Below are 21,361 nucleotides of genomic sequence, written 5' to 3'. Positions count from 1 at the left end.
TCGAGCCGGCGGCCCGGGCGGCACCGGGCAATCGCCTGCACCATGCCGTCCCGATGGCCGGCCGCGCGATCCGTGCGGCCGGCCATCCGGCTTTCGGCGGCTCCGAGGGCGCCCGAGTACGTGACAGACATCCCATGTCCCACCTCTGGCCTCCTGGCTGGTGTCCGTCGGCGACCTGGGCCCCGTAGGTCTTCCCACCTCGGCCTGCTCAAGCTCGTGGCCTGGTCGAGTGCGAAGGGCAGGGCCGGGTCAGCGGCGGACGGTGCGGCTGCGGCTCGGCTCGCTTTCGTGCTGGACGCGGTCGAGGGCGGTGACGACGTAGGTGTAGGTCCGGCCTCGCTCGGCCGTGGCGTCCACGAAGGTTTGCCGGCCCGTTCCGGCGCCGCGCACCGTTGCTACCAGGCCGTGCGCGTCGGCCAGGTCGCAGGTGTCCACCGGGCCTCGTCCGTCGAACCGGTACACGGCGTACGAGGTGGCCGCCGATCCGTCTCCCGGAGGGCTCACCCAGGTCAGCCGAACTCCGCCCGCGACCGGCTCGGCGCCGGTCAGCACCGGCTGGGCGGGCGCGTGGCCGCCGAGTTGCTCGGCCACCGGAACCAGCGCGGGCCGGCTGTAGTGCTCCGCGCGCACGATGTCCATGTGGTGCAGCCGATTGGCCCGGACGTCCTTTGCGCTGAAGTACACGTCGCCGAGCACCTGCGGGCAGTCGCGGTTGAAGGTGAGGTGCCGGCTCATCTCGTCCGGATCGGACCACTCCGGCGACTGCGTGGACGTACCCACCTTGTAGGTGGCCTGGCCGATGAAGAGCTGGACGTCGGTGCCCTCGACCTGCTCTGACCACCACGGGATCAACACGGCGTAGTCGGCCGGCGCGAAGCCGATGCTCCAGTACACCTGCGGGACGATGTAGTCGATCCACTCCTCCCGCACCCACCTGCGCGTGTCGGCCGCGAGGTCGTCGTAGGTCTGCACACCTGCCATGGTGGCCGAGCCCTCGGAGTCGGTGGCCTGGTTGCGCCACACCGCGAACGGGCTGACGCCGAACTTCACCCAGGGCTTGGCATCCTTGATCCGGGCGCCCAGCTCCTGGATCAGCAGGTCGATGTTGTGCCGCCGCCAGGACGCCTTGTCGGGGAAGCCGTCGCCGTACTGCTCGTACGTCGCGTCGTCGTCGAACGGCGTCGTACCCACCGGGTAGGGGTAGAAGTAGTCGTCGAAGTGCACCCCGTCGATGTCGTACCGCCGCACCCCGTCCATGATCGCGTCCTCGACGAAACGGCGCACCTGCGGAATGCCGGGGTTGTAGTAGAGCTTCCCGCCGTACGCCACGATCCAGTCCGGGTGCACCCGGGCGGGGTGGTCGGGAGTGAGGACGGATGGGTCGGTTCCCATGCTCACGCGGTAGGGATTGAACCACGCGTGGAACTCCAGGTTGCGCGCGTGCGCCTCCCGGACCGCGAACTCCAGCGGGTCGTAGCCGGGGTCGCGCCCCTGGGTCCCGGTGAGCCACGACGACCAGGGTTCGTACGGCGACGGCCAGAACGCGTCGGCGGTAGGCCTGACCTGAACCACGACCGCGTTGAACCGGTTGCGCTCCGCGTCGTCCAGCAGCGCTCGGTATTCCGCCTGCTGCTCGGCGACGCCGAGGCCGGGACGGGAGGGCCAGTCGATGTTGGCGACGCTCGCGATCCACGCGGCGCGGAACTGCCGCTTGGGCATGGCCGGATCCGGCACTGGGCAGTTCGTGGCGGCGTGGCTCGTCACACCGGTCACCGAAGCGGCCGCGGCGGGGGAGGCGCCGAGTGCGAGTCCTCCCGGCACCGAGGCGAACGCGGCGGACAGCCCCACCCCCAGAACGCCGCGGCGGGACACCTCGCGTCGTGGCCGCCGACCACGGACTACGGCGGACGACTCCGCGTTCGACTGGGCGGACCACTCCGCCTTCGAGTGGGCGGACGGCTGCGCGGACGACTCTGCGGACCCGGACTCGTGGACCACGGGAACCCCCTCGGGCGACGGCGTTTCGAAGGAATTGTGCCGGTGAGAGTCGTGACGCGTCTATTGTTCACGGCGACGAATCCAGCTCCCGGAACGCGACTGCGGTGAGCTCCTCCGACCGATCCCACAGCCGGGCGGCGGTCTCGGGGTCGTGTGCCTTCGCGGCCGCCTTCACCCTGGTGGGATGGCCGCGGGAACCGCCGAAGGAGTCCGGCCCGAAGAACTCCCCGCCGCGTACGTCGGGCATGGTCGCGGCGTACAGCGTGGTCAGCGCGCCCTGAGCGGCGGGCTGGGCGACCAGCCTGGTGACCGCTGCGCTGGCGTGCCGCACCCAGGCCCGGCGACGGGTCCGGGCGGCGGCGTTCTGCAGATTGGTGGCGGCGTATCCGGGATGGGTGGCCACGCTGGTCAGTGGCATGCCCGCCCGGTCGGCTCGGCGCTGGAGCTCGAACGTGAACAGCAGGTTGGCCAGCTTGCTCTGCCCGTAGGCCCGCCACGGGCCGTACCGGCGTTCGGCCATCAGGTCGTCGAAGTCGATGGTGCCCATCACGTGCGCCTGGCTGGAGACGGTGACCACTCGCGGATCCGGGGCTGACCGAAGGGCGGGCAGCAGCAGGCCGGTCAGAGCGAAGTGACCGAGGTGGTTGACGCCGAACTGGCGCTCGAAGCCGTCCGCGGTGAGCGCGCGCGGGATCGCCATGATGCCCGCGTTGTTGACGAGCAGGTCGAGCACCGGGTGCTCGGAGGTGACGCGGGCGGCGAACCCGCGCACACTGTTCAGGTCACCGAGGTCGAGCGGGCGCAACTCGACGCAGGGCCGGGCGAGCTCGCGCCGGATCCGGGCCAGCGCGGCCTCGCCGCGCCGGGGGTCGCGGCAGGCCAGCACCACGCAGGCGCCGTATCTCGCAAGCTCGAGGGCGACGTGGTAGCCGAGGCCGGCGTTGGCTCCGGTCACCACCGCGGTGCGGCCGGTGAGGGCGGGTATCTGGTCGGCGGTCCAGGACAGGGAACCCATGCGCTCATCATCGCGGGCTGCGCCGACATCAGGTCGAACGGGGACGAACGCCCCGGCCCGGGATGAACCACCACCTGTACGGCTCTCCGGCGGTGCCACGGTCTCGGCCGACTGGCGCCGGTCCGGCGATCGTGCATACTCGGGACCTGTGAAGCTCCTCAGGAACAGTGCCGCCGGCAAGGCCTCCGACGTCGCGGTCGGCTACCTCATGCGCGCCGGGATCGACGGCGGCGGTGACCTCGCCTCGGCGAGCAAGGCCGCGGAGCGGGCGCTGGCCGCCACCGACGACCCGGAGCAGGCCATCGACCGGATCGTCGCCACGCACACCAGGCTCGCCGCGGCGGGCGGGTTCGTCACCGGTCTGGGCGGATTTCTGACCCTTCCGGTCGCGCTCTCCGCCAACGTGCTGGGCTTCTACGTCGTGGCCACCCGGATGGTCGCGGCGATCGCCGCGGTACGCGGCCACGACATAAGCCACGACGCCGTCCGTACGACCGTGCTCCTCACCCTCACCGGCAACGACTCCAGCACGGTGTTGTCCAGGGCCGGGATCGGCGTGAACGGCATCGCCGCGGCCGCCCTGCAGGGCGTGTCCCCGGCCGCGCTGATGATGGTCAACAAGGCGGTGGCGTTCCGGTTGTTCGCCCAGGTCGGCCAGAAGAGCCTGGCCCGGCTGGGCCGCGGGGTGCCGGTGGTGGGCGGCGTCGTGGGCGGCGCCTTCGACGCGATGCTGATGCACCGGATCGCCTCGCACGCACGGATGCACTTCCCCCAGGCGCCGCGCGAGCTCGGCGCCGACCAGGCCGCCGAGCGCGGCTGAGAGTTACGGCGCCGCAGGCCGTTCAGCAGATCAGGCCGCGCTTGCTGGCCGGACCGTGCGCCGTCGGGCTGGCGCCCACCCAGCGCGGGTCGGCGGGCTCGCTCGCCCGCTGATAGCGCAGGTCGCAGGAGAGCCGGACGCGGGTCGAGGTGTTGTCCAGGCTCCCGTGCAGCGTGTACATCGGGAACGTCACCACGTCGCCCGCGGCGTACTCCCCGGTGACCCAGCGCAGGCCGAGGTCGGCGCGCAGCGCAACCGGGTCGGGGGAGAAGACGCCGTTCCAGCCCCAGCGTCCCTCCCGCGCGAGTTCGGCCGCCTGCTCGTCGCTCTCGCAGAAGGCGTCGACGTCGCGGGTGTGGTAGTCGCGCCGTACGCTCTCCAGCCGGTTCGACCCCTCCAGCAGCATCAGACCGCCGAGCCGCAGGTCGACGTCACCGAGGGGCACCCAGGCGGTGAGGAGGTTCGGCGTACCGCGGTTCATGAAAACGCTGTCGCCGTGCGGCGCCGTGCCCCGGCCAGGGCGGACCGCCCGCAGCCAGGTGTAGTCGTAGTGGCGCACCGGCTCGCCGAACATCCGCTCGTACAGCCGGACCATCGCGCCCGCGTAGAGCACCCGCTGTAGTGGCCCGCTCGCCTTGGCCAGGTCGTCGAAGATGCGGTTGTGCTCGCTCGGACCGGGCACGGCGAGCATCGGGTCGGCGCCGGGGTCGAGGATGCCCTCGGCGGCCAGCGAGGTCGCAATGTCGCGCCGGGCGGCGAGCACTTCCTCCCGGTCGAGGTATCCGGGGAGGTAGAGGTAGCCGTCGGCGTCCAGGCGGCGCCAGAGTTCGTCCGGGTCGTCCACCGCGTCGTCGGAGCGCCGCAGCGGGCCGAGCGCGTCCGGACTCGGTTGCAGGGTGCGGTCCTGGGCGCGCAGCGGCGGGAGCTCCGCGGTCGCGAGGGACGAGCTGGTCGAGGCGGTCGCCATGTCGGCTCCTCCGTTGGCCAAGAGACGGGCACTCCCGGACGCACGGGTTTCCCGCGGTGGGTGCCACCACCAGAATGGTGTGCACCGACGGCGAGCGGCAAGGCTCGGCAGCGAAGCGACCGGCTGTGGTCGCGCGGGGAGGCCGGATGGGCAGGGCCCGGGTGTGTGTGCTCGGCAGCGCCAACATGGACCTGGTGGTGTTCGCCGAACGCGCACCGGAGCTTGGGGAGACGGTCGCCGGTCGGCGGTTCGTCACCGTGCCCGGCGGCAAGGGCGCCAACCAGGCCATCGCGGCCGCGCGCGCGGGCGGCGACGTCGCGATGGTCGGCTCGGTCGGCGACGATCCCTACGGCCGGCAGTTGCGTGCGGTGCTCGACGACGCCGGCGTGGACACCCGTGCGCTGGCGAACGTGGCCGAGACCACCGGCACCGCACACATCCTGGTCGAGGACGGCGGCGAGAACTCCATCGTGGTCGTACCCGGCGCCAACGGCACGGTGCACGGCCTGGCCTACGGACTGGACGAGGCGTTGACCGGTGCGCAGCTCCTCCTGCTCCAGCTGGAGTTGCCACTGGACGCGGTGCTCGCGGGCGCGAAGGCGGCACGGGAACGCGGTGTCAAGGTAGTCCTGACACCGGCGCCGGCCCAGCCCTTGCCGGCGGAGCTGCTGAAGTGTGTCGACCTGCTCGTGCCCAACGAGTCCGAGGCGCTCGTGCTGACCGGGAAGGACGACGTGAACTCCGCCGCGCACGCGCTTGCTGAGCTGGTGCCCGAGGTAGTGGTCACCCTCGGCGCGGACGGCGCGCGCTGGCTACGCCGCGACGGAGCCGGTGAGCACGTGCCCGCGCCGTCGGTTCAGGTGCGCGACACCACCGCGGCCGGCGACACCTTCGTGGGAACGCTCGCGGTCGCGCTCGGCGAGGGCCGGCCGATGGGGCAGGCCCTGCGGTGGGCGACCGCCGCGGCCGCGCTGTCGGTGGGTCAGGAGGGCGCGAGCACCTCCATGCCGACCCGGGCCCGGATCGAGGAGTTCGAAGCCCGGACGTTCGGGGCGTTCGGGCGGTGACCCGCAGTCCTGACGCCCGGACTCAGGCCCGGCCGCGGACGACCAGCCCGTCCAGCAGGTCCTGGGTCGCCCGGGCGACCGCCTCCACCGCGGCGTCGAAGGCCTCGGCGTTGTGTGCGGCCGGGGCGCGGAACCCGGAGATCTTCCGGACGTACTGCAGCGCGGCGGCGTGCACGTCGGTGGGCGTGGCGGACTCGACGTACGGCGCCCGCAGGGTCTTGATGCTTCGGCACATCGGCTTCTCCTCGTACTCGACAGCGGTCAGTCAATCACCGACCACCCCCGAGCGGCGCCACCGGCGAGGAACGGACGCGGCATGAGCACCGGGGACCCGTACGACCCGCGTGACCCGCGCGATCCGGACGATCCGCGCGTCACCCCGCCTCTGCTGGACTTCGTACTGGCGAACGCGCAGATTCGGGCCGTGGGGGCCATGGGCTCCCGGCAGGTCCGGGACAACGGCTACACGCTCGAGCGGCGCACGGTGCCCGACTACAACCTGATCTTCCTGCGGCAGGGCAGGGTGACCTGGGTCCTCGGTGACGAACTTGTGCCGCTGGCCGCCGGTGACCTGCTGGTGGTCCCGCCCGGCCTGCCGCACCATGCCTCGCCGGTGAGCCGTCACGTGGTGATCGGCTCGCTGCACGTGGAGGCCACGCTGGCAGGCGGCCAGGACGTCTTCGACCTGCTGCGCCCTCCCCGCGTGCGGAGGGTACGGCCCGGCACCCGCCTGGCCGGGCACCTTCGTTCGGCGGTGGCCGAGTGGGACCGCGACGCCCGGCTGACGCGCCTCACGCTGCCGGCCTGGGCCCAGCTGGTCACCCTGGAGCTGCTGGTGCACGACGCCGAGCTCGGCCTGCTGCGGCCCCGCCCGGTCGACCCGGTGGTCGCCTGGGTGCTGGACGAGCTCACCCAGCGGATCGGGCGGCGGACCACCCTGGACGATCTCGCCGGCAGGTTCGGTTTCAGCGGGCAGCACCTGAACCGCGTCTTCGGCCGGGTGCTCGGCGTCACGCCGCTGCAGTACCTCACCCGGCTGCGGCTGGATCGCGCCGCCGCGATGCTGACCGACCGGCAGCTGACGATCCGGGCGGTGGCCAGGGAGGTCGGCTACGACGATCCGTACTACTTCAGCCGGGCGTTCCGGGCGAGGTTCGGCCGCAGCCCGTCGGAGTACCGCCGCCATCTCGACCCGGTGAGCCAGTCCGGCTGAGCGGGTGCAGGCGACCTGTCCGAGTGCGGCCGAGGTTCAGATCGTCCATCCCGGCGTTCAGCGCATCCATTCCGTCCAGGGCGATGCGAACCTAGCGTGACCGCAGTGCCGGAGAACCGGAACGAAGCCAAGGAGTGCAATGACTGACCTGGTCACCACGGTCACCGCGGAGCAGTGGGACTTCTACGAGGAGAACGGCTACGTCGTCCTCGGCCGCGTGTTGTCCGACGACGACCTGTCCGGACTGCGCGACCGCATCGACGACATCATGCTCGGCCGGGCCGCCATCGACTACGACCGACTGCTCATGCAGCTCGACAGCCGCAACGGCGCGTACGCCGACGCCGGCAAGCAGTCCAAGGGCTGGAAGGGCGCGACGCTGGACTACCGCAAGATCCAGGACCTCGAGTTCGACCCGCTGTTCCTGTCGTACCTGCAGCGGCCGCTGTTCGAGGAGATCTGCCGGCAGACCTACGGCGACGTCCCGGTCTCGGCGTTCCGGGCGATGTTCATGAACAAGCCGGCCCGCCAAGGCACTTTCCTGCCCTGGCACCAGGACCGCTGGGCGTTCCTCGACCGCGACCCGCTGATCACCGTGTGGACCGCGCTCGACCCGGCGACGGTCGCCAACGGCTGCGTCCAGGTGATCCCGGGCAGCCACAAGCTCGGCCTGATCAACCCCGAGCACGGCTCCGGCTTCCTCACCGAGGAGCAGGCGAAGGAGTACTGCCTGCCGGAGAAGGTGCACCACCTCGAACTCCAGCCCGGTGAGGCAGTCCTGCTGCACAACTGGCTGGTGCACTCCTCCGACGTCAACGCCACCGACATTCCCCGGCGGGCCTTCAGCGTCTGTTACATGGACGCGCGGACCCAGCACACGAAGGGGCGCGAGGAGTACTCCCTGGTGTTCGGCGAGGGCGCGCTGACGCCGGCGGACCTGAAGCCCGGCAGCCCGGTCGCCACCGGCTGACCCGTCAAGCGGACCCTCGCAGGTCCCGGACGGGCACGCGGACGAACCTGATGCGCTCGTACGCCGACCGCTCGCCCGCCTCGTGCAGCACTCCGATCCCGGCGCCTTGCCGGGTGCCGGCGCCGCTGCCGAGGTGGGCGAGGTCGGAGTAGGCCGCCGGCCCGGGCCACACCACCAGCGAACGCGCCCAGGTGTGGCCCGCGTCGGCGCTCACCCGCAAGGTGAGGTTGCGCCGCTCGCGTACGTCGTCCGGGCCGGCGAACACCAGCACGTCCGGGATCGCCAGCACCGAGCACTGCACGACCGGTGCGACCAGGCCGCTCACCGGGGCGTACGGCCGGTCGAACTCCTCTCCGCCGGACGAACTCCACGCGTGCGCCCGGGCCGCTCGCGCACCGGCGGCCTGGTTGCGGGTGGCGGCGTAGACCCGGCCGCCGGGGAGTTCGGTGACGGCGGTCTCGTTCGGCCTGATCTCCTCGCCGCCCGAGCCGCCCGAGCCGCCCGAGCCGCCCGAGCCGCCTGGGGTGCCGGGGGTGCCGGGATCGACCGCGCCGATCCGCCATGACCGGCCACCGTCGTCGCTGAGCAACAGGTGCCCGCCGTAGCCGGTGCCGGGCGCGGAGTGGTTCGCCGGTACGACGAGGCGACCGGCGAACGGCCCCGACCGCAGCGCCAGCCCGTGTCCTGGTCCGGTGGCGTACCACCGCCAGTCCGCGCGCTTCGTCGTCTCGGTGACGTCGACCGGAGCGCTCCAGGTGCGGCCGGCGTCGGTGCTGCGCTGAACGCGTACCCTGCGCCCTTCACGCGGCCCGACCCGGCCGGCGAGGATCCGATCCTCGCTCGCGTCCGCGGCCGCGCAGGTGCTGAGCACGACGACGTCACCGGTGGCCGGATCCACCACGGGGCTGGGGTTTCCGACCGTGAGCTCGGGGCCGGTCCCGACGACCGTCAGCGGACTCCACGTGCGGCCTCCGTCGCCCGACCGGCGGAGTACGAGGTCGATACGGCCGGCGTCGCCGGCTCCGTCCCGCCGGCCCTCGGCGAACGCCAGGAGTGTCCCGTCGCCCGCGGGCAGGAGCGCCGGGATCCGGAACGTGTGGTAGCCGTCGGTCCCGGCCTCGAAGACCGTCGCTTCTTCCGGCGCAGTGGTATGCGGCACTGTCGTTTCCCTCGGCGCCGTCGTCGGTGTTCAGCACAGGCCGGCGCGCTCGAGGTGGCCGAGCACGGCGGCGTTCTCGGTGTCGTTCAGCCCGATCATCGGCCGGCTCGTGGCGCCGGAGGTGATCACGCCGCGGTGGACGAGTGCGGCCTTGAACGCCCCGATCGCGGAGGAGTACCGCCCCATCCGCGCAGGGTCGCCGACGCCGATCATCGCGAACAGCGCGCGGAGGCGTTCCTGCTCGGCGGTCGCGGCCGCCCAGTCACCGCGGCGGGCCGCGTCGTACAGCCGGACGTACCCGTGCGGGTCGACGTTGCCCAGCCCGGGGACGATGCCGGCCCCGCCGGCCAGCAGGGCGAGGTCGGCGTGAGTCTCCGAGCCGGTGAACGCGACGAAGCCCGGCACCCGCGCGGTGGCGGCACACGCTGCCCGGAAGCCGTCGACGTCACCGCTGGAGTCCTTCAGGCCGGCCAGTACGCCGTCCGCGGCGAGTTCGGCCACCAGGTCGGTGGGCAGCTTGGTGTGCACCGCACTCGGGATGTCGTATGCCAGCAGCGGCAGGTCCACCGCCTCGCGGACGGACCGGAAGTGGACCGCGATCTCGGCCGGATGGGTGGGCGCGTAGAACGGCGCGGTGGCGACCAGGGCGTCGGCGCCGAGACGGGCCGCGGCGCGGGCGTGGCCGAGCACCCGGTCGGTGGTCAGGTCGATGGTGCCGGCGACCACCGGGACCTGGCCGGCGACGATGCCGGCGACCGCGGCCAGCACGCGGGTACGGCGGTCGTCGGTGAGGTAGGCCGTCTCGCCGGTCGACCCACCCACGAACAGGCCGGCGACGCCGGCGTCGAGCAGGAAGCCGCAGAGGCGTTCGAGGGAGGCGAGATCGAGTTCGCGGTCCGTGGTGAGCGGGGTGCACACAGGGGGGATCACGCCGCCCGGGACGGGCGGTGAGCTCTGGACAGGCAGGGGCTGGCTGGGTGGTGAGGGCTGGGTGGCGGGCACAGGACTCCTGTAGACATAGGACGTGGGATGTCTGAACGGCCGGGCGCTACGCTAGCCGACGTTCGTTCCGATCCGAAAGGCTGAGTACTCCATGGCGGACAGCGGCCGGCGCAGGCATCTCGAGGAGCGCATCGTCGACCTGATCCTCGAGCAGGGCCTGCCGGCAGGTTCGCCGCTCCCGGCCGAACCGGCTTTGGTCGACACGCTCGGCGTGAGCCGCAACTCCGTGCGCGAGGCCCTACGTGCGTTGCACACGCTGGGCATCGTGGACATCCGGCACGGCTACGGCACGTTCGTGGGAACCGCCCCGATGACCGCGGTGACGCCCGGCCTGCTGTTCCGTACGCGGCTGCGGGTGCGCGACGACCCCGGCGCACTCGCCGACCTGGTGGAGGTCCGCGAACTCCTCGAGCTCGGCCTGATCGAACAGGTCGCCACCAGGGTCGACGAGGCCCAGCTGGCGTCCCTGGACCGCGCGGTCGAGGAGATGGACAAGGGCGATCTCGCCGCCGCCGACCAGCGCTTCCACGAGGCGCTGTACGCATCGGTGGCCAACGAGCTCGCCACCCAGCTGATCTCGGTGTTCTGGGACATCTACCACCAGGTGGCCGACGAGCTGGAACAGACGCCGGTCGACCGCGTCCGGGTGGTCCAGGGGCACCGCCGAGTGGTGGAGGCGCTGCGTTCGGGCGACCCGGCGCCGGCCCGGCAGGCGTTGCTGAACCACTTCGCCGACCTGCGCGAACGCGTACGGTGGCTGGTGGCGGCTACCTCCGGGCCCCGCTGACCCCCCGAGCCTTCGCGGCCGCGACTCCTGCGCCCCTCCGGTCCGACCGGCCGGCCCTCCCCGGCCGCCCGAGGTGGGAGCACGCCTCGGCCAACTGGCACGATGTGGCCGTGCCTCGATCCCTCGACGAACTCCGCGACCTCCTCGACCTCGAGAAGATCGAGGACAACCTCTTCCGCGGCCGGCAGCCCGAAACCAGGCTCCAGCGGGTCTTCGGTGGCCAGGTCGCGGGCCAGGCTCTGGTGGCGGCCAGCCGCACCATGGGACCCGACCGGATGGTGCACTCGCTGCACGCGTACTTCCTGCGCCCGGGCGACACCAGCGTCCCGATCGTCTACGACGTCGAGTGCACCCGCGACGGCCGGTCGTTCAGCACCCGCCGGGTGGTGGCCCGCCAGCACGGCCGGACGATCTTCTACATGAGCGCGTCGTTCCACGTGCCCGAGCCCGGCTACGAGCACCAGGACGCCATGCCGGACGTACCCGACCCGGAGCGGTGCCCGACCCTGGGCGAGGTGCTGGAGAAGGTGTCCGGCCGGCCCAGTGCCGCCTGGGCGGAGGAGTGGGCCGCGCTGGACGTGAGGTACGCCGGCGACTCAGCACGCGGCGGCGTACCCGCCGACCCCGAGCACCCGGCCCGCGCCCGGGTGTGGCTGCGGGCCGCAGGCACGCTGCCCGACGACCCGGTGCTGCACAGTTGCGTGCTCGCGTACGCCAGCGACCTCACTCTGCTCGGCGCCACACTGGTCCCGCACGGCACCCACATCGGCGCACCCGACCTGCAGACCGTGTCGCTGGACCACGCGATCTGGTTCCACCGAGCCTTCCGGGCCGACGACTGGCTGCTCTACGACCAGGTCTCCCCGTCGGCGGCGGACTCGCGCGGCCTGGCCACCGGGCGGTTGTTCACCCCGGACGGCTCGCTGGTCGCCTCCGTTGTCCAGGAGGGGCTGATCCGGCAGGTTCCGCGTAGGGAAAAGTAGGACCCATGATTGTGGCCTTCAGCATCAGTCCCACCAGCGGAGCCGACGACGGCAGCGTGAGCGAGGCGGTCGCCGAGGCCGTCCGGGTCGTCCGCGAGTCCGGCCTCCCGAACGAGACCAACGCGATGTTCACCAACATCGAAGGGGAGTGGGACGAGGTGATGGCAGTGGTCAAGCGGGCGGTCGACGTCGTGGCCGCGACCTCCCCGCGGGTGGGCCTCGTCCTCAAGGCCGACATCCGGCCCGGCCACACCGGCGAGCTCACCGGCAAGGTCGAACGCGTCGAGCGGCTGCTCGCCGACTAGGGCCTACGCCTGGGCACGGGCGCTCGGCGCGCTGGCTACGCGTCGAGTACGAGGACGTACTCCGCGACCTCCGCGGCCCGGCCGTTGGCGAATCCCCGGTCCTCGCCACACACCCGGAAGCCGCACCGCTCCAGCACCCGCAGGGAGGCGGCGTTGTCCTGCACCGCACGGGCGTGCAGCGGCCGGGTCGTCACCTCCGCGAGGAGCTCCCGCAGCGCCCGGGTCGCGATGCCGCGGCCCCAGTGTTCGCGGCCGAGCCAGTACGTGACCTCGGTGTTGCCGGCGTAGTCGAAGCTCGCCACGTGCCCCGCGACCTGCCCGTCGGTGAGGACCGTCCGCACGGTGCCGGTCGGATGGGTCCGGATGCGCTGCCAGCGTGCGTCGAACGCGTCGCGGTCGCTGGGGTCGGCCGGGGTGAACGCCGCCATCTGGATCGCCGCGGGATCCTGCATGTGCACGAAGAAGTACGCCAGGTCGGCGTCCTCGACCGTACGCAGCCGAACGTCCGGTTGGATCATGCCGACGTGTCCTCCGTTCACTCGTGCGGTTGCACGCCCTCGGCGGCCTCCCCCTCGGCGAGGCCGCTCATGGGGATCTTGCCAGGTTCGTCAGGATCGCGCAGTGGCCGCAGACCGGCCACGAGTTCGGCCACCCGGTCCGGCAGCACCAGCCGGGCGCGCACAGCGCCCGACGCCAGCCGGCGGGTGAGCCCGTCGAGTGGCAGGTCGGTGTTGGAGGCGAGCAGCAGCACGTTGCCGTACCTTCGTCCGCGCAGCTGCGACGGCTCGGCGATCAGCGCCACGTGCGCGAACACCTCCCGCAGGGTGGCCGCCTCGGCGCGGGCGTGCCGTTGCTCGGTGCGGTCGGCGACGTTGGCGATGTACACGCCCGAAGAGTCCAGCACCCGCACCAGTTCGTGTGCGAACTCGCACGTGGTCAGGTGGCCGGGCACCCGGTTGCCGGTGAACGCGTCCCGGATCACCACGTCCTGGGAGCCTTCGCGCAGGGACGCCAGCCCTGCTCGGGCGTCGCCGGTACGCACCCGGATGCCGCGGTCGCGTACCAGCCCGAAGCCCTCCCGCACCAGGTCGACCAGGGCGCCGTCGATCTCGAACACCACCTGCCGCGACCCGGGCCTGGTGGCGGCGACATAACGGGCGAGGGTGCATCCTGCGCCGCCGAGGTGCGCGACCCGCAGGGGACCCGGCGGCAGGTGGTCGAGGATGTCACCGGTCCAGCGGACGTACTCGAAGTCCAGCCGGGTCGGGTCGCCGAGATGGACGTAGGAGCTCGGGACGCCGTTGACGATCACGAACCATCCACCCGGGTCGCCCGGGTCGGCGGTGAGGGTTACCTCGCCGGTGTCGATGGGGTGGGTTCCGGCGGGCACGGCTGACCTGGCGGATCTGGTGGACTGTGCGGAGCCGGCCGGGCCGCGGTTGGTGGCACGCCGGGTCCGGGCGGGTGGTCGGCGGTCGGGCACACCTCAGCCTCGCACGCCGGCCGGCGGACCGCCGGACGGGGCCGCGACCTCCGTCGGCGTTCGAACGCAAGGCGACCTTGACAGCGCCGCCGGACGGTTACGATCGCGCCATGGGCAGGATCTGTGTCCTGGACGCGCCGTCCAACCTCGGTCTGGCGATGCCCTCGCCCGGTGTCGTGCCCGGTTGCTACAAGCTGGCCGGCGCCCTGCGTGACAACGGGCTGGTGGCCCGCAGCCGCGCCGTCGACGTCGGCTGCGTCGTTGCCCCGCGCTACGACGTCACCGGCTGGAAGCCCGGCGACGGAGTGATCAACGCCGCGGCCATCGCCGACTTCACCTGCCGCCTGGCCGACCGGGTGAGCGTGTGCCTGGCTGACGGCGACTTCCTCGTCGTGCTCGGCGGAGACTGCAGCATCCTGCTCGGCCCCGCGCTCGCCCTGCGCCGGCACGGTCGGCACGGCCTGGTGTTCGTCGACGGCCACTCCGACTTCCGCCACCTGGGCGACGGCGCGGACTACGTCGGGGCCGCGGCGGGGGAGGACCTCGCCCTGGTGACCGGGCGGGGCCAGGACGACCTGGCCGACATCGACGGCCTGGCGCCGTACGTCCGCGACCGGGACACCGTGGTGCTCGGCATCCGCGACAACGACGTCCACCTCACCGAGCTGGCCGATCTCGGTGTCCCCGTCCGGACCGCCCTCGCCATCCGGGCCGAAGGGGCCCGCCGGATCGCCAGTCAGACGGTGCGCTACCTGCGCGAACTCGACGGGTTCTGGGTGCACGTGGACGCCGACGTCCTCGACCCGCTGGTGATGCCGGCGGTCGACTCACCCTGCCCGGGCGGGCTGGAACACTCAGAGCTCGCCGCGCTGCTCGGCCCCATGCTGGCCGATCCGCGCTGCCGGGGCGTGGACGTCACGGTCTTCGACCCCGACCTCGACCCCGGCGGCACCCTCGCCGGCCGGTTCACCGAGACGATGGTGGAGGCGCTCGCGGGCAGGGCGCAGGCGCAGGACTGAGGCGGCCCGCCGTGGGACACTGACCGTAGCCGATCATCGGAGGTGGGCCACGTGGCCGGCAAGGGAAAGCTCAGCAGGAGCGTGATCAACTACGCCGTGAAGTACGGCCCGCTGGCCTACGAGGCGGTCAAGCACGGACGCGAGCCCGCCCAGCGCGCCGTCACCAACGCGCTCGCCCGCCAGGGCAACCGCCGCCAGGCACTGAAGCACGCCGGGACCGTCGTCGACGGCTCGGTGCTCCGGGTCTTCCACCGCGGCGAGCAGGTGTGGGTGGTGTTCGCGGGGGAGTCGCCGATCGCGGCCTACCCGGGAGTCGACCGGCCACTGCCCGAGCTGCTCGAGCACGCCGACCTCAACCGACGCGTCCGGCCCGGTGAGGAACCGACGTCGCGACTGCCCAAGGGACTGCCCGCGCGGGTGCCGGACGCCGTACGCAAACTGCGTCCCCGCCGGCGCGGCTGACCCCGAGCCGCCGGCCGGGCGCGGACGGCACCGGTGCCGGGCGGGGCGTCAGTAGTCCGGCCGGCGGCGCATCCGCTTGACGTCGCCCTGCCGCTTCTTCGACGACAGCCGGCGCTCCACCGAGCCTCGCGACGGGCGGGTACGCCGGCGTGCCTTGGGTGGGGGCGCGAGGGCCTGCTCCAGCAACATCCCCAGCCTGGCCAGCGCCGCGCGCCGGTTCGCCAGCTGGGACCGATGCTCGGACGCCGTGACGGTGAGTACGCCGTCCACCAGCCGGTCACCGAGCCGGGCCGTGGCCCGCTCCCGAGCCGCCTCGCTCAGCGCCGGTGACCGCGTGAGGTCGAACGACACGCTCGCCCGGGAGTCGGTGGTGTTGACGCCCTGACCGCCGGGACCTCCGGCCCGCGAGAACCGCCAGGTCAGCTCGCCCGGGTCGAGGTCGAGCGGTCCTACCCGCAGGGAGCCCGGCGCCATCGGCGGTCCCTCAGTTCGTCGCCGTCGAGGAGGCGGCGGCGGTGGTGGCGGCGCTGACGGCCGCCATCGTGGCTGCGTTCACCGCCGCGACCGCCTTCTTCACCGCGTCCGCGGCCCAGGCACCTTCGGAGATCTCCCTGGCCCGCCGCCGGACCGCGCGCCGGTCGGGGGCGTCGACAACCTTCGGCACGACGTCGATCGCCGCCAGCAGCGACACCAGCGCACCGGTCCGGGCGTCCGGGGTGCGGCCTTGGACCAGCACATCCGACAGCGTGACGCGCAGGGAGTTCTCGTGCGAGGAGTCCTCGGCGGGCCAGCGCGTGGTGGGGAAGATCCCGAGCACCCTGCCCTTCTCCTGCCGGAGGACGCCACGGTCGGCGAGGCCGGCCAGCAGTCGGTCCCGCAGGCCCTTGGCGAGTCTGCCGAGAACGTTCGCCGGCTTGCTGCCCTCCCGGGCGTCCAGGATCGACAGGCCCTGGTCGAGGACCGGCTCGCCGGTCGGGCTCTCGTCGCGCACGACCAGACGGCCCTTGCGCACGTCCTCGCCCGGACCGGCGACGTCGACCTTCCCCCGCAGCGTCAGCTCGAGGAGCACCGCACCCGCGAGTGCGTGGTCGAGTTTGGTGCCGTCGGTCACCGGCCGTCCGGTGCTGTCGTCCACGAGCAACAGCAGCAGATCCTCCGCCAGGAGCATGGTCGTCCCCCGTCCAGGTCGAGATGGTCGTGCTGGATCGTGATGGTTCGTACCGGGTGGGTCAGGGTCGCCCCCAGCATAGGAGGTGCGGTGACCACCATCGGTAGCTCGCCGTCGGCCCGTCAGGCGGGCGTGGAAGACTCCGCAGACATGGGATACAACGCTGCCGACGACCGTTACGACACGATGCAATACCGCCGCTCCGGGGCCAGCGGCCTGCACCTGCCCGCCGTCTCACTTGGCCTGTGGCACAACTTCGGTGACGACGTGCCGCTGGAACGGCAGCGGGGCATCCTCAGGCGGGCTTTCGACCTCGGGATCAACCACTTCGACCTGGCCAACAACTACGGCCCGCCTGCGGGGTCGGCCGAACTCAACTTCGGCAAGCTGTTCGCCCAGGACTTCACGCCCTATCGCGACGAACTCGTCATCTCCACCAAGGCGGGCTACCTCATGTGGCCGGGCCCGTACGGCGAGTGGGGATCACGCAAGTACCTCCTCGCCAGCCTCGACCAGAGCCTTTCGCGGATGGGCCTGGACTACGTCGACGTCTTCTACTCCCACCGGTTCGACCCGGACACTCCGCTGGAGGAGACGATGGGCGCGCTGGACACCGCGGTGCGCCAGGGCAAGGCGCTGTACGCCGGGATCTCGTCGTACTCTCCGGAGGACACCCGCCGGGCGGCGGCAATCCTCAAGGACCTCGGCACGCCGCTGCTCATCCACCAGCCGTCGTACAGCATGCTCAACCGCTGGATCGAGGAGGCGCTGCTGGACGCACTGGAGGAGACGGGGTCGGGCTGCATCGCGTTCTCTCCGCTGGCGCAGGGGATGCTCACCGACAAGTACCTCAACGGCATCCCGGAGGGCTCACGGGCCTCGCTGGGCAAGTCGCTGTCGCCGGACCAGCTGTCGGAGAAGAACCTCGGCCACATCCGCGCCCTAAACGCGATCGCGCAGCGCCGGGGCCAGTCCCTGGCCCAGATGGCGTTGGCCTGGGCGCTGCGCGATCCGCGGATGACGTCGGTCCTCGTCGGCGCGAGCAGTATCGGTCAGCTCGAGGACAACGTGGCCGCGCTGAACCGGCTCGACTTCACCGAAGCCGAGCTGGACGAGATCGACCAGCACGCGGTGGAGGCGGGGATCAACCTGTGGGCGAGGTCCAGCCGGATCGAGACCTCCTGACCGGTCCTTCTCAGGGAGGAATGGGGGTCGGCTCAGGGATGTCGCCGCGGCGCTCGGGCCCGCTGCCGGGCGTAGGGTGTGCCGCAGGAGGTGACCATGCTTCGGATCCTGCTGATCATCGCGATCGTCTGGCTGGTACTCAGCATCCTCGGCTTCCTGGTCAAGGGCCTGCTGTGGTTGGGCTTCGTCGCGCTTGTGCTGTTCCTCGCCACGGCTGCGTGGGGGTGGGTCAAGCGCAACTCCGCCGGCTGACGTGAGTTTAAGAACGACTGAAGGCTCAGCTGCCGCGGTAGGAGGTGGCCGCCGTCACGGGCGGCACTCCACGCGGCGTACGGACGCGGTGGTGACGACTTGGTGGTCGTCACCACCGCGTCGTCGCGTTCACCGTCCCCCACGATCCGACGGCCACACGACAGGTTCGCCGCCACCCGAATCGGTCCGCAGGCCGGAGTTGACGTTCCTTTGTCGTCGCCGCCCCAGGATGTGGTTCGAACCGGCACAGGTCGGTTCGACGCGATCCCGCGGTCTCTTCCGTACGAGCTTCGTGGGTACTTCTCACCGGCGCGAGGCGCCGGCATGTCCAATGGGGGGACGATCCAATGCGACTTCGGTCGACCGTGGCCGCCTGCGCGGCGGCGCTGAGTGTGGCGATGACGGGCGTGGCGGTGCTGAGCGCGCCAGGGCCGTTCGTGGGCAGCGCGGAGGCGGGCACCGTCATTCGGTTCGGTCGGATCCAGTACGACTCACCGGGCACCGACGACCGAAGCAACAAGAGCCTGAACGCCGAGTACGTCGTGGTCCGCAACATCGGCACGACCTCGGTCAACCTGCGGGGGTGGACGGTGCGCGACGCGCAGCGCCACGTGTACACCTTCGGCAGCTTCACGCTGCAGCGAGGCAGCTCGGTCACCCTGCACACCGGGCGGGGTACCGACACCGCGAGCCACCGCTACTGGGGTTCGCGTGCCTACATCTGGAACAACACCGGCGACACGGCCACGTTGCGTTCGAACTCGGGCGCGACCCAGGACACCTGCCGCTGGGGCGGGGGCGGCAGCGGCGCGACCAACTGCTGAGGCCGGTCACGAACGTCTGCCCGCCGGTCCACCGCCCGGCGGGCACTCGTATTCCGGCTCGGCCCAAGGCCTTGGGGTTCGGCCTACGGCGGTGGGGTTCGGCCTACGGCTCGACTCCGTCGGTCTGGAAACCGATCGTCGCGCTGGCCCGGCGCACCGCGCCGACCGGGTCGTGCGGCACCACCTCGTCGAGGAACGCGTAGTCCTTGGCGACGTCACCGAGACCCGGCACCCGCTTGGCCACCTGCCACCAGCCGGCGATGTCGGCCCAGCCCGGCGCCGACAGCGAGCCACCGAAGTGCTGTACGGACAGGGCGGCACACAGGTTGGCGAACCGCAGCCGGTGCAGCAACGGCCAGCCGGCCAGCGTGGAGGTGACGAACCCCGCCGCGAAGACGTCGCCGGCACCGGTCGCGTCCATGGCCTCCACCGGAAGCGCGGGCACGTCGGCGTGTTCCCCGGTCTCGTTGTCGACGGCCAGCGCGCCCTTGCTGCCGCGGGTCACGACCGCCACCGGGACCAGGTCGCCGAGCTTGGCGAGGGCGGCCTCGGGTGTGTCGGTGCGGGTGTAGGCGAGCGCCTCCGGCGTGTTGGGCATGAACGCGTAGCAGGAGCTGAGGCGTTCCAGCAGCTCCTGCGACCACTGCTCGGTGGGGTCCCAGCCGGTGTCGGCGAACACCCGGGTTCCCTCGGCCGCAGCCTTGCGGGTCCAGTCCTCCATCTCCGGGGCGAGGTCGACGAAACAGGCGCGGCTGCGCGGCAGCCCGCTGGTGGCGATCATCTCGTCGGCGGACAGCGGCGGCTCGTGCGCGTGCGTGATCAGGCTGCGATCGGCCTGGTAGGCGAGGGACACCGTGACCGGCGAGTGCCAGTGGGGGAACTCCCGCGAGGCCGTGAGGTCGACGTCCTCCTGCTGCTCGAGGGTGCGCCGGCAGAATGCGCCGTACACGTCGTGCCCGAACGCCGCGGCGAGGGAGGTACGCAGCCCGAGCCGGGACAGCGCGATCGCGAGGTTGGCGACGCCACCGGGGGAGCAGCCCATTCCGTCGGTGTAGATCTCGGTTCCGCTGGTGGGCGGGCCGGCCAGGCCGGTGAAGATGATGTCGAGGAACACCGTGCCGGACAGGAAGACGTCGAACGGCGGGTCGTCGGGGCGGCGTACGGCGGCCAGCGGGTCGTGGGCGGGCCCACGGCCGACGACCCGGCCCAGCTCCCACGGGATGGTCGGGTCGTTGGGGCCGGTGGGGTGGGTGGCCGCGTCCGGACCCGGCCTGCCTTCCGCCGTGTCCATGGGTTCTCCCTCGTCTTCTCCGGGCGTTCTTGTCCGGGCGTTCCGTCCGGGCAAACAGATGTGGGGACTTACGGTAGCGCGCGAGCGAGCAGTGCCTGCTGTCCGGGGGCGGTCAGTCGTACGGATGTCAGGACAATGTTCCGGCGGCCGGGCGTGAGCCCTCGGATCCGCAGCGGCTCCCGGTGCCGGTCGGCGGCGCGGCCACGGCTCCGGCCGGGGGGATGGTTGGGTGGACATGGTCGTGCCCCGGACGACCATGTCGTCCGGGGCACGGACATCTTCGGGCCCGGCAGCCTCGGCGCGAGCCCCACCAAACCGCCTATGCAGGTGTCAGGCCGCGTTGGGCCCCACCAGGTCGGGCTCGGCGATCTTGCGGAGGCGGTGCAAGGCGTCGCGCTCGAGCTGGCGAACCCGCTCGCGGGACAGCCCGAACCGGTCGGCGATCTCCGCGAGCTTCCACGGGCGGCCGTCGTCGAGGCCGTACCGCAACCGGACGATCTCCGCGGACCGGCTGTCGAGAGTCTCGATCAGCGCGGCGAGCCGCGAGCTCGACTCGGCGGCGACCACCGTCTCGTCCGGGCCCGGCATGACGTCACGGGCGACCAGGTCGCCGAGTGAGGTCTCGCCGTCGTCGTCGACGGTGACATCCAGGGACACGTGGTCGCGTCCCCAGCTGACGAGTTCCTCCACCCGGTGCTCCCCGACACCGAGCTGGGCGGCGAGCTCGGCGGTCTCGGGGTCGCGCCCGAGCTCGCGCTCCAGCGCGCGGCGGGCCGCGCCGAGTGCGTTCAGGTCCTCGACCACATGCACCGGAAGCCGGACGACCCGCGCCTGCTGGGCGATTCCTCGCGTGATGGCCTGGCGGATCCACCACGTGGCGTAGGTCGAGAACTTGTAACCCTTCGTGTAGTCGAACTTCTCGATCGCACGGATCAGGCCGGTGTTGCCCTCCTGCACCAGGTCGAGCAGCGGCAGCCCGGATCGTCCGTAACGGCGCGCGATGGAGACGACGAGTCGAAGGTTGGCCTCGAGGAAATGGCGCTTGGCCCGGCGGCCTTCGTCGCTGATCCAGGTCAACTCGTCCACGGTCGCACCGGCCGACCTCTGCGCCGGAATTCCGGTGCGGCTCCCGTCGAGGAGTTGCTCGGCAAGCTGACCGGCCTCGATGGCCTTCGCGAGCTCGACTTCCTGCGCCGCGTCGAGCAGCGGCGTTCGCGAGATCTCGTCGAGGTAGCGGCCAACGAGGTCGCGGTCTTCGACGAGGTCTTCGGCGTGGCGGCGGCGCACTGGCAAGATGACTTCCCTCCCGGCTCGGGACGCGGACCCGGTGGCAGGCCCGTGAGACGCCCGAGATCTCGCTCACCCAGGTCAACGTCCCGGACGGTCGGACG

General features: G+C 72.0%; 24 protein-coding genes. 12 read left to right on the top strand and 12 right to left on the bottom strand.

Annotated features, from left to right (window positions below; translation table 11 throughout):
* Positions 1-249: 249 nt before the first annotated feature.
* Positions 250-1,719, bottom strand: coding sequence for a glycoside hydrolase family 10-like protein (locus BLU27_RS22030; RefSeq protein WP_092658034.1), 1,470 nt, complete (start codon positions 1,717-1,719; stop codon positions 250-252).
* A gap of 346 nt (positions 1,720-2,065) precedes the next feature.
* Positions 2,066-3,013, bottom strand: coding sequence for an oxidoreductase (locus BLU27_RS22025; protein WP_092655584.1), 948 nt, complete (start codon positions 3,011-3,013; stop codon positions 2,066-2,068).
* Between the two features lie 148 nt (positions 3,014-3,161).
* Here BLU27_RS22025 and BLU27_RS22020 point away from each other — a divergent pair, with 148 nt between their 5' ends.
* Positions 3,162-3,833 (top strand): EcsC family protein, encoded by a 672-nt coding sequence (locus tag BLU27_RS22020; RefSeq protein ID WP_241827567.1) that lies wholly within the window; start codon positions 3,162-3,164, stop codon positions 3,831-3,833.
* Positions 3,834-3,855: 22 nt separating this feature from the next.
* On the opposite strand, the gene BLU27_RS22015 is transcribed toward BLU27_RS22020, so the two are convergent.
* A complete protein-coding gene (locus BLU27_RS22015; RefSeq protein ID WP_092655583.1) occupies positions 3,856-4,800 on the bottom strand; it encodes a phytanoyl-CoA dioxygenase family protein in 945 nt (314 codons plus the stop codon).
* Positions 4,801-4,946: 146 nt separating this feature from the next.
* Here BLU27_RS22015 and rbsK point away from each other — a divergent pair, with 146 nt between their 5' ends.
* Entirely contained in the window at positions 4,947-5,867 is a 921-nt protein-coding gene (rbsK, locus tag BLU27_RS22010) for a ribokinase (protein WP_092655582.1), read from the top strand.
* A gap of 22 nt (positions 5,868-5,889) precedes the next feature.
* On the opposite strand, the gene BLU27_RS22005 is transcribed toward rbsK, so the two are convergent.
* A complete protein-coding gene (locus BLU27_RS22005; RefSeq protein WP_092655581.1) occupies positions 5,890-6,102 on the bottom strand; it encodes a DUF2277 domain-containing protein in 213 nt (70 codons plus the stop codon).
* A gap of 81 nt (positions 6,103-6,183) precedes the next feature.
* Between BLU27_RS22005 and BLU27_RS22000 the strand changes: the two genes are divergently transcribed.
* Together BLU27_RS22000 and BLU27_RS21995 are read left to right on the top strand one after the other, a co-directional pair.
* Entirely contained in the window at positions 6,184-7,080 is an 897-nt protein-coding gene (locus tag BLU27_RS22000) for a helix-turn-helix transcriptional regulator (protein ID WP_092655580.1), read from the top strand.
* Positions 7,081-7,219: 139 nt separating this feature from the next.
* Positions 7,220-8,050, top strand: a complete 831-nt coding sequence (locus tag BLU27_RS21995; protein WP_092655579.1) for a phytanoyl-CoA dioxygenase family protein — start codon at positions 7,220-7,222, stop codon at positions 8,048-8,050.
* A 4-nt stretch (positions 8,051-8,054) separates the two neighbouring features.
* On the opposite strand, the gene BLU27_RS21990 is transcribed toward BLU27_RS21995, so the two are convergent.
* Both BLU27_RS21990 and BLU27_RS21985 read right to left on the bottom strand, forming a co-directional pair.
* Positions 8,055-9,209 (bottom strand): sialidase family protein, encoded by a 1,155-nt coding sequence (locus BLU27_RS21990; RefSeq protein ID WP_092655578.1) that lies wholly within the window; start codon positions 9,207-9,209, stop codon positions 8,055-8,057.
* A 30-nt stretch (positions 9,210-9,239) separates the two neighbouring features.
* The gene (locus tag BLU27_RS21985) at positions 9,240-10,139 is read right to left on the bottom strand and encodes a dihydrodipicolinate synthase family protein (protein ID WP_241827566.1); all 900 of its coding nucleotides are present in this window, start codon (positions 10,137-10,139) and stop codon (positions 9,240-9,242) included.
* A gap of 163 nt (positions 10,140-10,302) precedes the next feature.
* Between BLU27_RS21985 and BLU27_RS21980 the strand changes: the two genes are divergently transcribed.
* The 3 genes from BLU27_RS21980 (at position 10,303) to BLU27_RS21970 (ending at position 12,286) form a co-directional block, all read left to right on the top strand.
* Positions 10,303-10,998: a FadR/GntR family transcriptional regulator gene (locus BLU27_RS21980; protein WP_092655576.1), complete on the top strand. Its 696-nt coding sequence runs from the start codon at positions 10,303-10,305 to the stop codon at positions 10,996-10,998.
* Between the two features lie 110 nt (positions 10,999-11,108).
* Complete coding sequence (gene tesB / locus BLU27_RS21975; RefSeq protein ID WP_092658030.1) at positions 11,109-11,981, top strand: acyl-CoA thioesterase II; 873 nt, start codon at positions 11,109-11,111, stop codon at positions 11,979-11,981.
* 5 nt (positions 11,982-11,986) lie between these two features.
* Positions 11,987-12,286 carry a thiamine-binding protein gene (locus BLU27_RS21970; protein ID WP_092655575.1) on the top strand — a complete coding sequence of 100 codons (300 nt, stop codon included), beginning with the start codon at positions 11,987-11,989 and terminating at the stop codon, positions 12,284-12,286.
* A gap of 35 nt (positions 12,287-12,321) precedes the next feature.
* On the opposite strand, the gene BLU27_RS21965 is transcribed toward BLU27_RS21970, so the two are convergent.
* Positions 12,322-12,804 (bottom strand): GNAT family N-acetyltransferase, encoded by a 483-nt coding sequence (locus BLU27_RS21965; RefSeq protein ID WP_092655574.1) that lies wholly within the window; start codon positions 12,802-12,804, stop codon positions 12,322-12,324.
* A 17-nt stretch (positions 12,805-12,821) separates the two neighbouring features.
* Complete coding sequence (locus BLU27_RS21960; RefSeq protein ID WP_241827565.1) at positions 12,822-13,676, bottom strand: spermidine synthase; 855 nt, start codon at positions 13,674-13,676, stop codon at positions 12,822-12,824.
* 203 nt (positions 13,677-13,879) lie between these two features.
* Here BLU27_RS21960 and BLU27_RS21955 point away from each other — a divergent pair, with 203 nt between their 5' ends.
* Together BLU27_RS21955 and BLU27_RS21950 are read left to right on the top strand one after the other, a co-directional pair.
* Positions 13,880-14,788 (top strand): arginase family protein, encoded by a 909-nt coding sequence (locus BLU27_RS21955; RefSeq protein ID WP_092658026.1) that lies wholly within the window; start codon positions 13,880-13,882, stop codon positions 14,786-14,788.
* A 51-nt stretch (positions 14,789-14,839) separates the two neighbouring features.
* Complete coding sequence (locus tag BLU27_RS21950) at positions 14,840-15,250, top strand: hypothetical protein (RefSeq protein WP_092655573.1); 411 nt, start codon at positions 14,840-14,842, stop codon at positions 15,248-15,250.
* Positions 15,251-15,298: 48 nt separating this feature from the next.
* Here the strand turns inward: BLU27_RS21950 and arfB are convergent, their stop codons facing one another.
* Both arfB and BLU27_RS21940 read right to left on the bottom strand, forming a co-directional pair.
* Positions 15,299-15,724 carry an alternative ribosome rescue aminoacyl-tRNA hydrolase ArfB gene (arfB, locus tag BLU27_RS21945; protein ID WP_092655572.1) on the bottom strand — a complete coding sequence of 142 codons (426 nt, stop codon included), beginning with the start codon at positions 15,722-15,724 and terminating at the stop codon, positions 15,299-15,301.
* 10 nt (positions 15,725-15,734) lie between these two features.
* Positions 15,735-16,418 carry a GOLPH3/VPS74 family protein gene (locus BLU27_RS21940; RefSeq protein WP_092655571.1) on the bottom strand — a complete coding sequence of 228 codons (684 nt, stop codon included), beginning with the start codon at positions 16,416-16,418 and terminating at the stop codon, positions 15,735-15,737.
* A 150-nt stretch (positions 16,419-16,568) separates the two neighbouring features.
* On the opposite strand from BLU27_RS21940, the gene mgrA reads away from it, so the two are divergent.
* The 3 genes from mgrA to BLU27_RS21930 all read left to right on the top strand — a co-directional run bounded on the left by mgrA (position 16,569) and on the right by BLU27_RS21930 (position 18,679).
* Positions 16,569-17,603 (top strand): L-glyceraldehyde 3-phosphate reductase, encoded by a 1,035-nt coding sequence (gene mgrA, locus BLU27_RS21935; RefSeq protein ID WP_092655570.1) that lies wholly within the window; start codon positions 16,569-16,571, stop codon positions 17,601-17,603.
* A gap of 96 nt (positions 17,604-17,699) precedes the next feature.
* Entirely contained in the window at positions 17,700-17,855 is a 156-nt protein-coding gene (locus tag BLU27_RS29640) for a hypothetical protein (RefSeq protein ID WP_172805009.1), read from the top strand.
* A gap of 347 nt (positions 17,856-18,202) precedes the next feature.
* A complete protein-coding gene (locus BLU27_RS21930) occupies positions 18,203-18,679 on the top strand; it encodes a lamin tail domain-containing protein (protein WP_092655569.1) in 477 nt (158 codons plus the stop codon).
* 103 nt (positions 18,680-18,782) lie between these two features.
* Here the strand turns inward: BLU27_RS21930 and BLU27_RS21925 are convergent, their stop codons facing one another.
* Together BLU27_RS21925 and BLU27_RS21920 are read right to left on the bottom strand one after the other, a co-directional pair.
* Positions 18,783-19,970, bottom strand: coding sequence for a carbohydrate kinase family protein (locus BLU27_RS21925; RefSeq protein WP_092655568.1), 1,188 nt, complete (start codon positions 19,968-19,970; stop codon positions 18,783-18,785).
* A 330-nt stretch (positions 19,971-20,300) separates the two neighbouring features.
* Positions 20,301-21,257, bottom strand: a complete 957-nt coding sequence (locus tag BLU27_RS21920) for a sigma-70 family RNA polymerase sigma factor (RefSeq protein WP_092655567.1) — start codon at positions 21,255-21,257, stop codon at positions 20,301-20,303.
* Between the last annotated feature and the right edge of the window lie 104 nt (positions 21,258-21,361).

This window comes from Actinopolymorpha singaporensis, assembly GCF_900104745.1.
Lineage (GTDB): Bacteria > Actinomycetota > Actinomycetes > Propionibacteriales > Actinopolymorphaceae > Actinopolymorpha > Actinopolymorpha singaporensis.
The sequence above is the reverse complement of the archived record's forward strand: the minus strand, read 5'-3'. Positions and strand labels throughout refer to the sequence as shown.

What these genes read in the sequence shown, in the direction of transcription:
- BLU27_RS22030 (WP_092658034.1), bottom strand. Translation starts at nt 1,719, where the DNA reads ATGCCCAAGCGGCAGTTCCGCGCCGCGTGGATCGCGAGCGTCGCCAAC.
- BLU27_RS22025 (WP_092655584.1), bottom strand. Translation starts at nt 3,013, where the DNA reads ATGGGTTCCCTGTCCTGGACCGCCGACCAGATACCCGCCCTCACCGGC.
- BLU27_RS22015 (WP_092655583.1), bottom strand. Translation starts at nt 4,800, where the DNA reads ATGGCGACCGCCTCGACCAGCTCGTCCCTCGCGACCGCGGAGCTCCCG.
- rbsK (WP_092655582.1), top strand. Translation starts at nt 4,947, where the DNA reads ATGGGCAGGGCCCGGGTGTGTGTGCTCGGCAGCGCCAACATGGACCTG.
- BLU27_RS22005 (WP_092655581.1), bottom strand. Translation starts at nt 6,102, where the DNA reads ATGTGCCGAAGCATCAAGACCCTGCGGGCGCCGTACGTCGAGTCCGCC.
- BLU27_RS22000 (WP_092655580.1), top strand. Translation starts at nt 6,184, where the DNA reads ATGAGCACCGGGGACCCGTACGACCCGCGTGACCCGCGCGATCCGGAC.
- BLU27_RS21995 (WP_092655579.1), top strand. Translation starts at nt 7,220, where the DNA reads ATGACTGACCTGGTCACCACGGTCACCGCGGAGCAGTGGGACTTCTAC.
- BLU27_RS21980 (WP_092655576.1), top strand. Translation starts at nt 10,303, where the DNA reads ATGGCGGACAGCGGCCGGCGCAGGCATCTCGAGGAGCGCATCGTCGAC.
- BLU27_RS21970 (WP_092655575.1), top strand. Translation starts at nt 11,987, where the DNA reads ATGATTGTGGCCTTCAGCATCAGTCCCACCAGCGGAGCCGACGACGGC.
- BLU27_RS21965 (WP_092655574.1), bottom strand. Translation starts at nt 12,804, where the DNA reads ATGATCCAACCGGACGTTCGGCTGCGTACGGTCGAGGACGCCGACCTG.
- BLU27_RS21955 (WP_092658026.1), top strand. Translation starts at nt 13,880, where the DNA reads ATGGGCAGGATCTGTGTCCTGGACGCGCCGTCCAACCTCGGTCTGGCG.
- arfB (WP_092655572.1), bottom strand. Translation starts at nt 15,724, where the DNA reads ATGGCGCCGGGCTCCCTGCGGGTAGGACCGCTCGACCTCGACCCGGGC.
- BLU27_RS21940 (WP_092655571.1), bottom strand. Translation starts at nt 16,418, where the DNA reads ATGCTCCTGGCGGAGGATCTGCTGCTGTTGCTCGTGGACGACAGCACC.
- mgrA (WP_092655570.1), top strand. Translation starts at nt 16,569, where the DNA reads ATGGGATACAACGCTGCCGACGACCGTTACGACACGATGCAATACCGC.
- BLU27_RS29640 (WP_172805009.1), top strand. Translation starts at nt 17,700, where the DNA reads ATGCTTCGGATCCTGCTGATCATCGCGATCGTCTGGCTGGTACTCAGC.
- BLU27_RS21930 (WP_092655569.1), top strand. Translation starts at nt 18,203, where the DNA reads ATGCGACTTCGGTCGACCGTGGCCGCCTGCGCGGCGGCGCTGAGTGTG.
- BLU27_RS21925 (WP_092655568.1), bottom strand. Translation starts at nt 19,970, where the DNA reads ATGGACACGGCGGAAGGCAGGCCGGGTCCGGACGCGGCCACCCACCCC.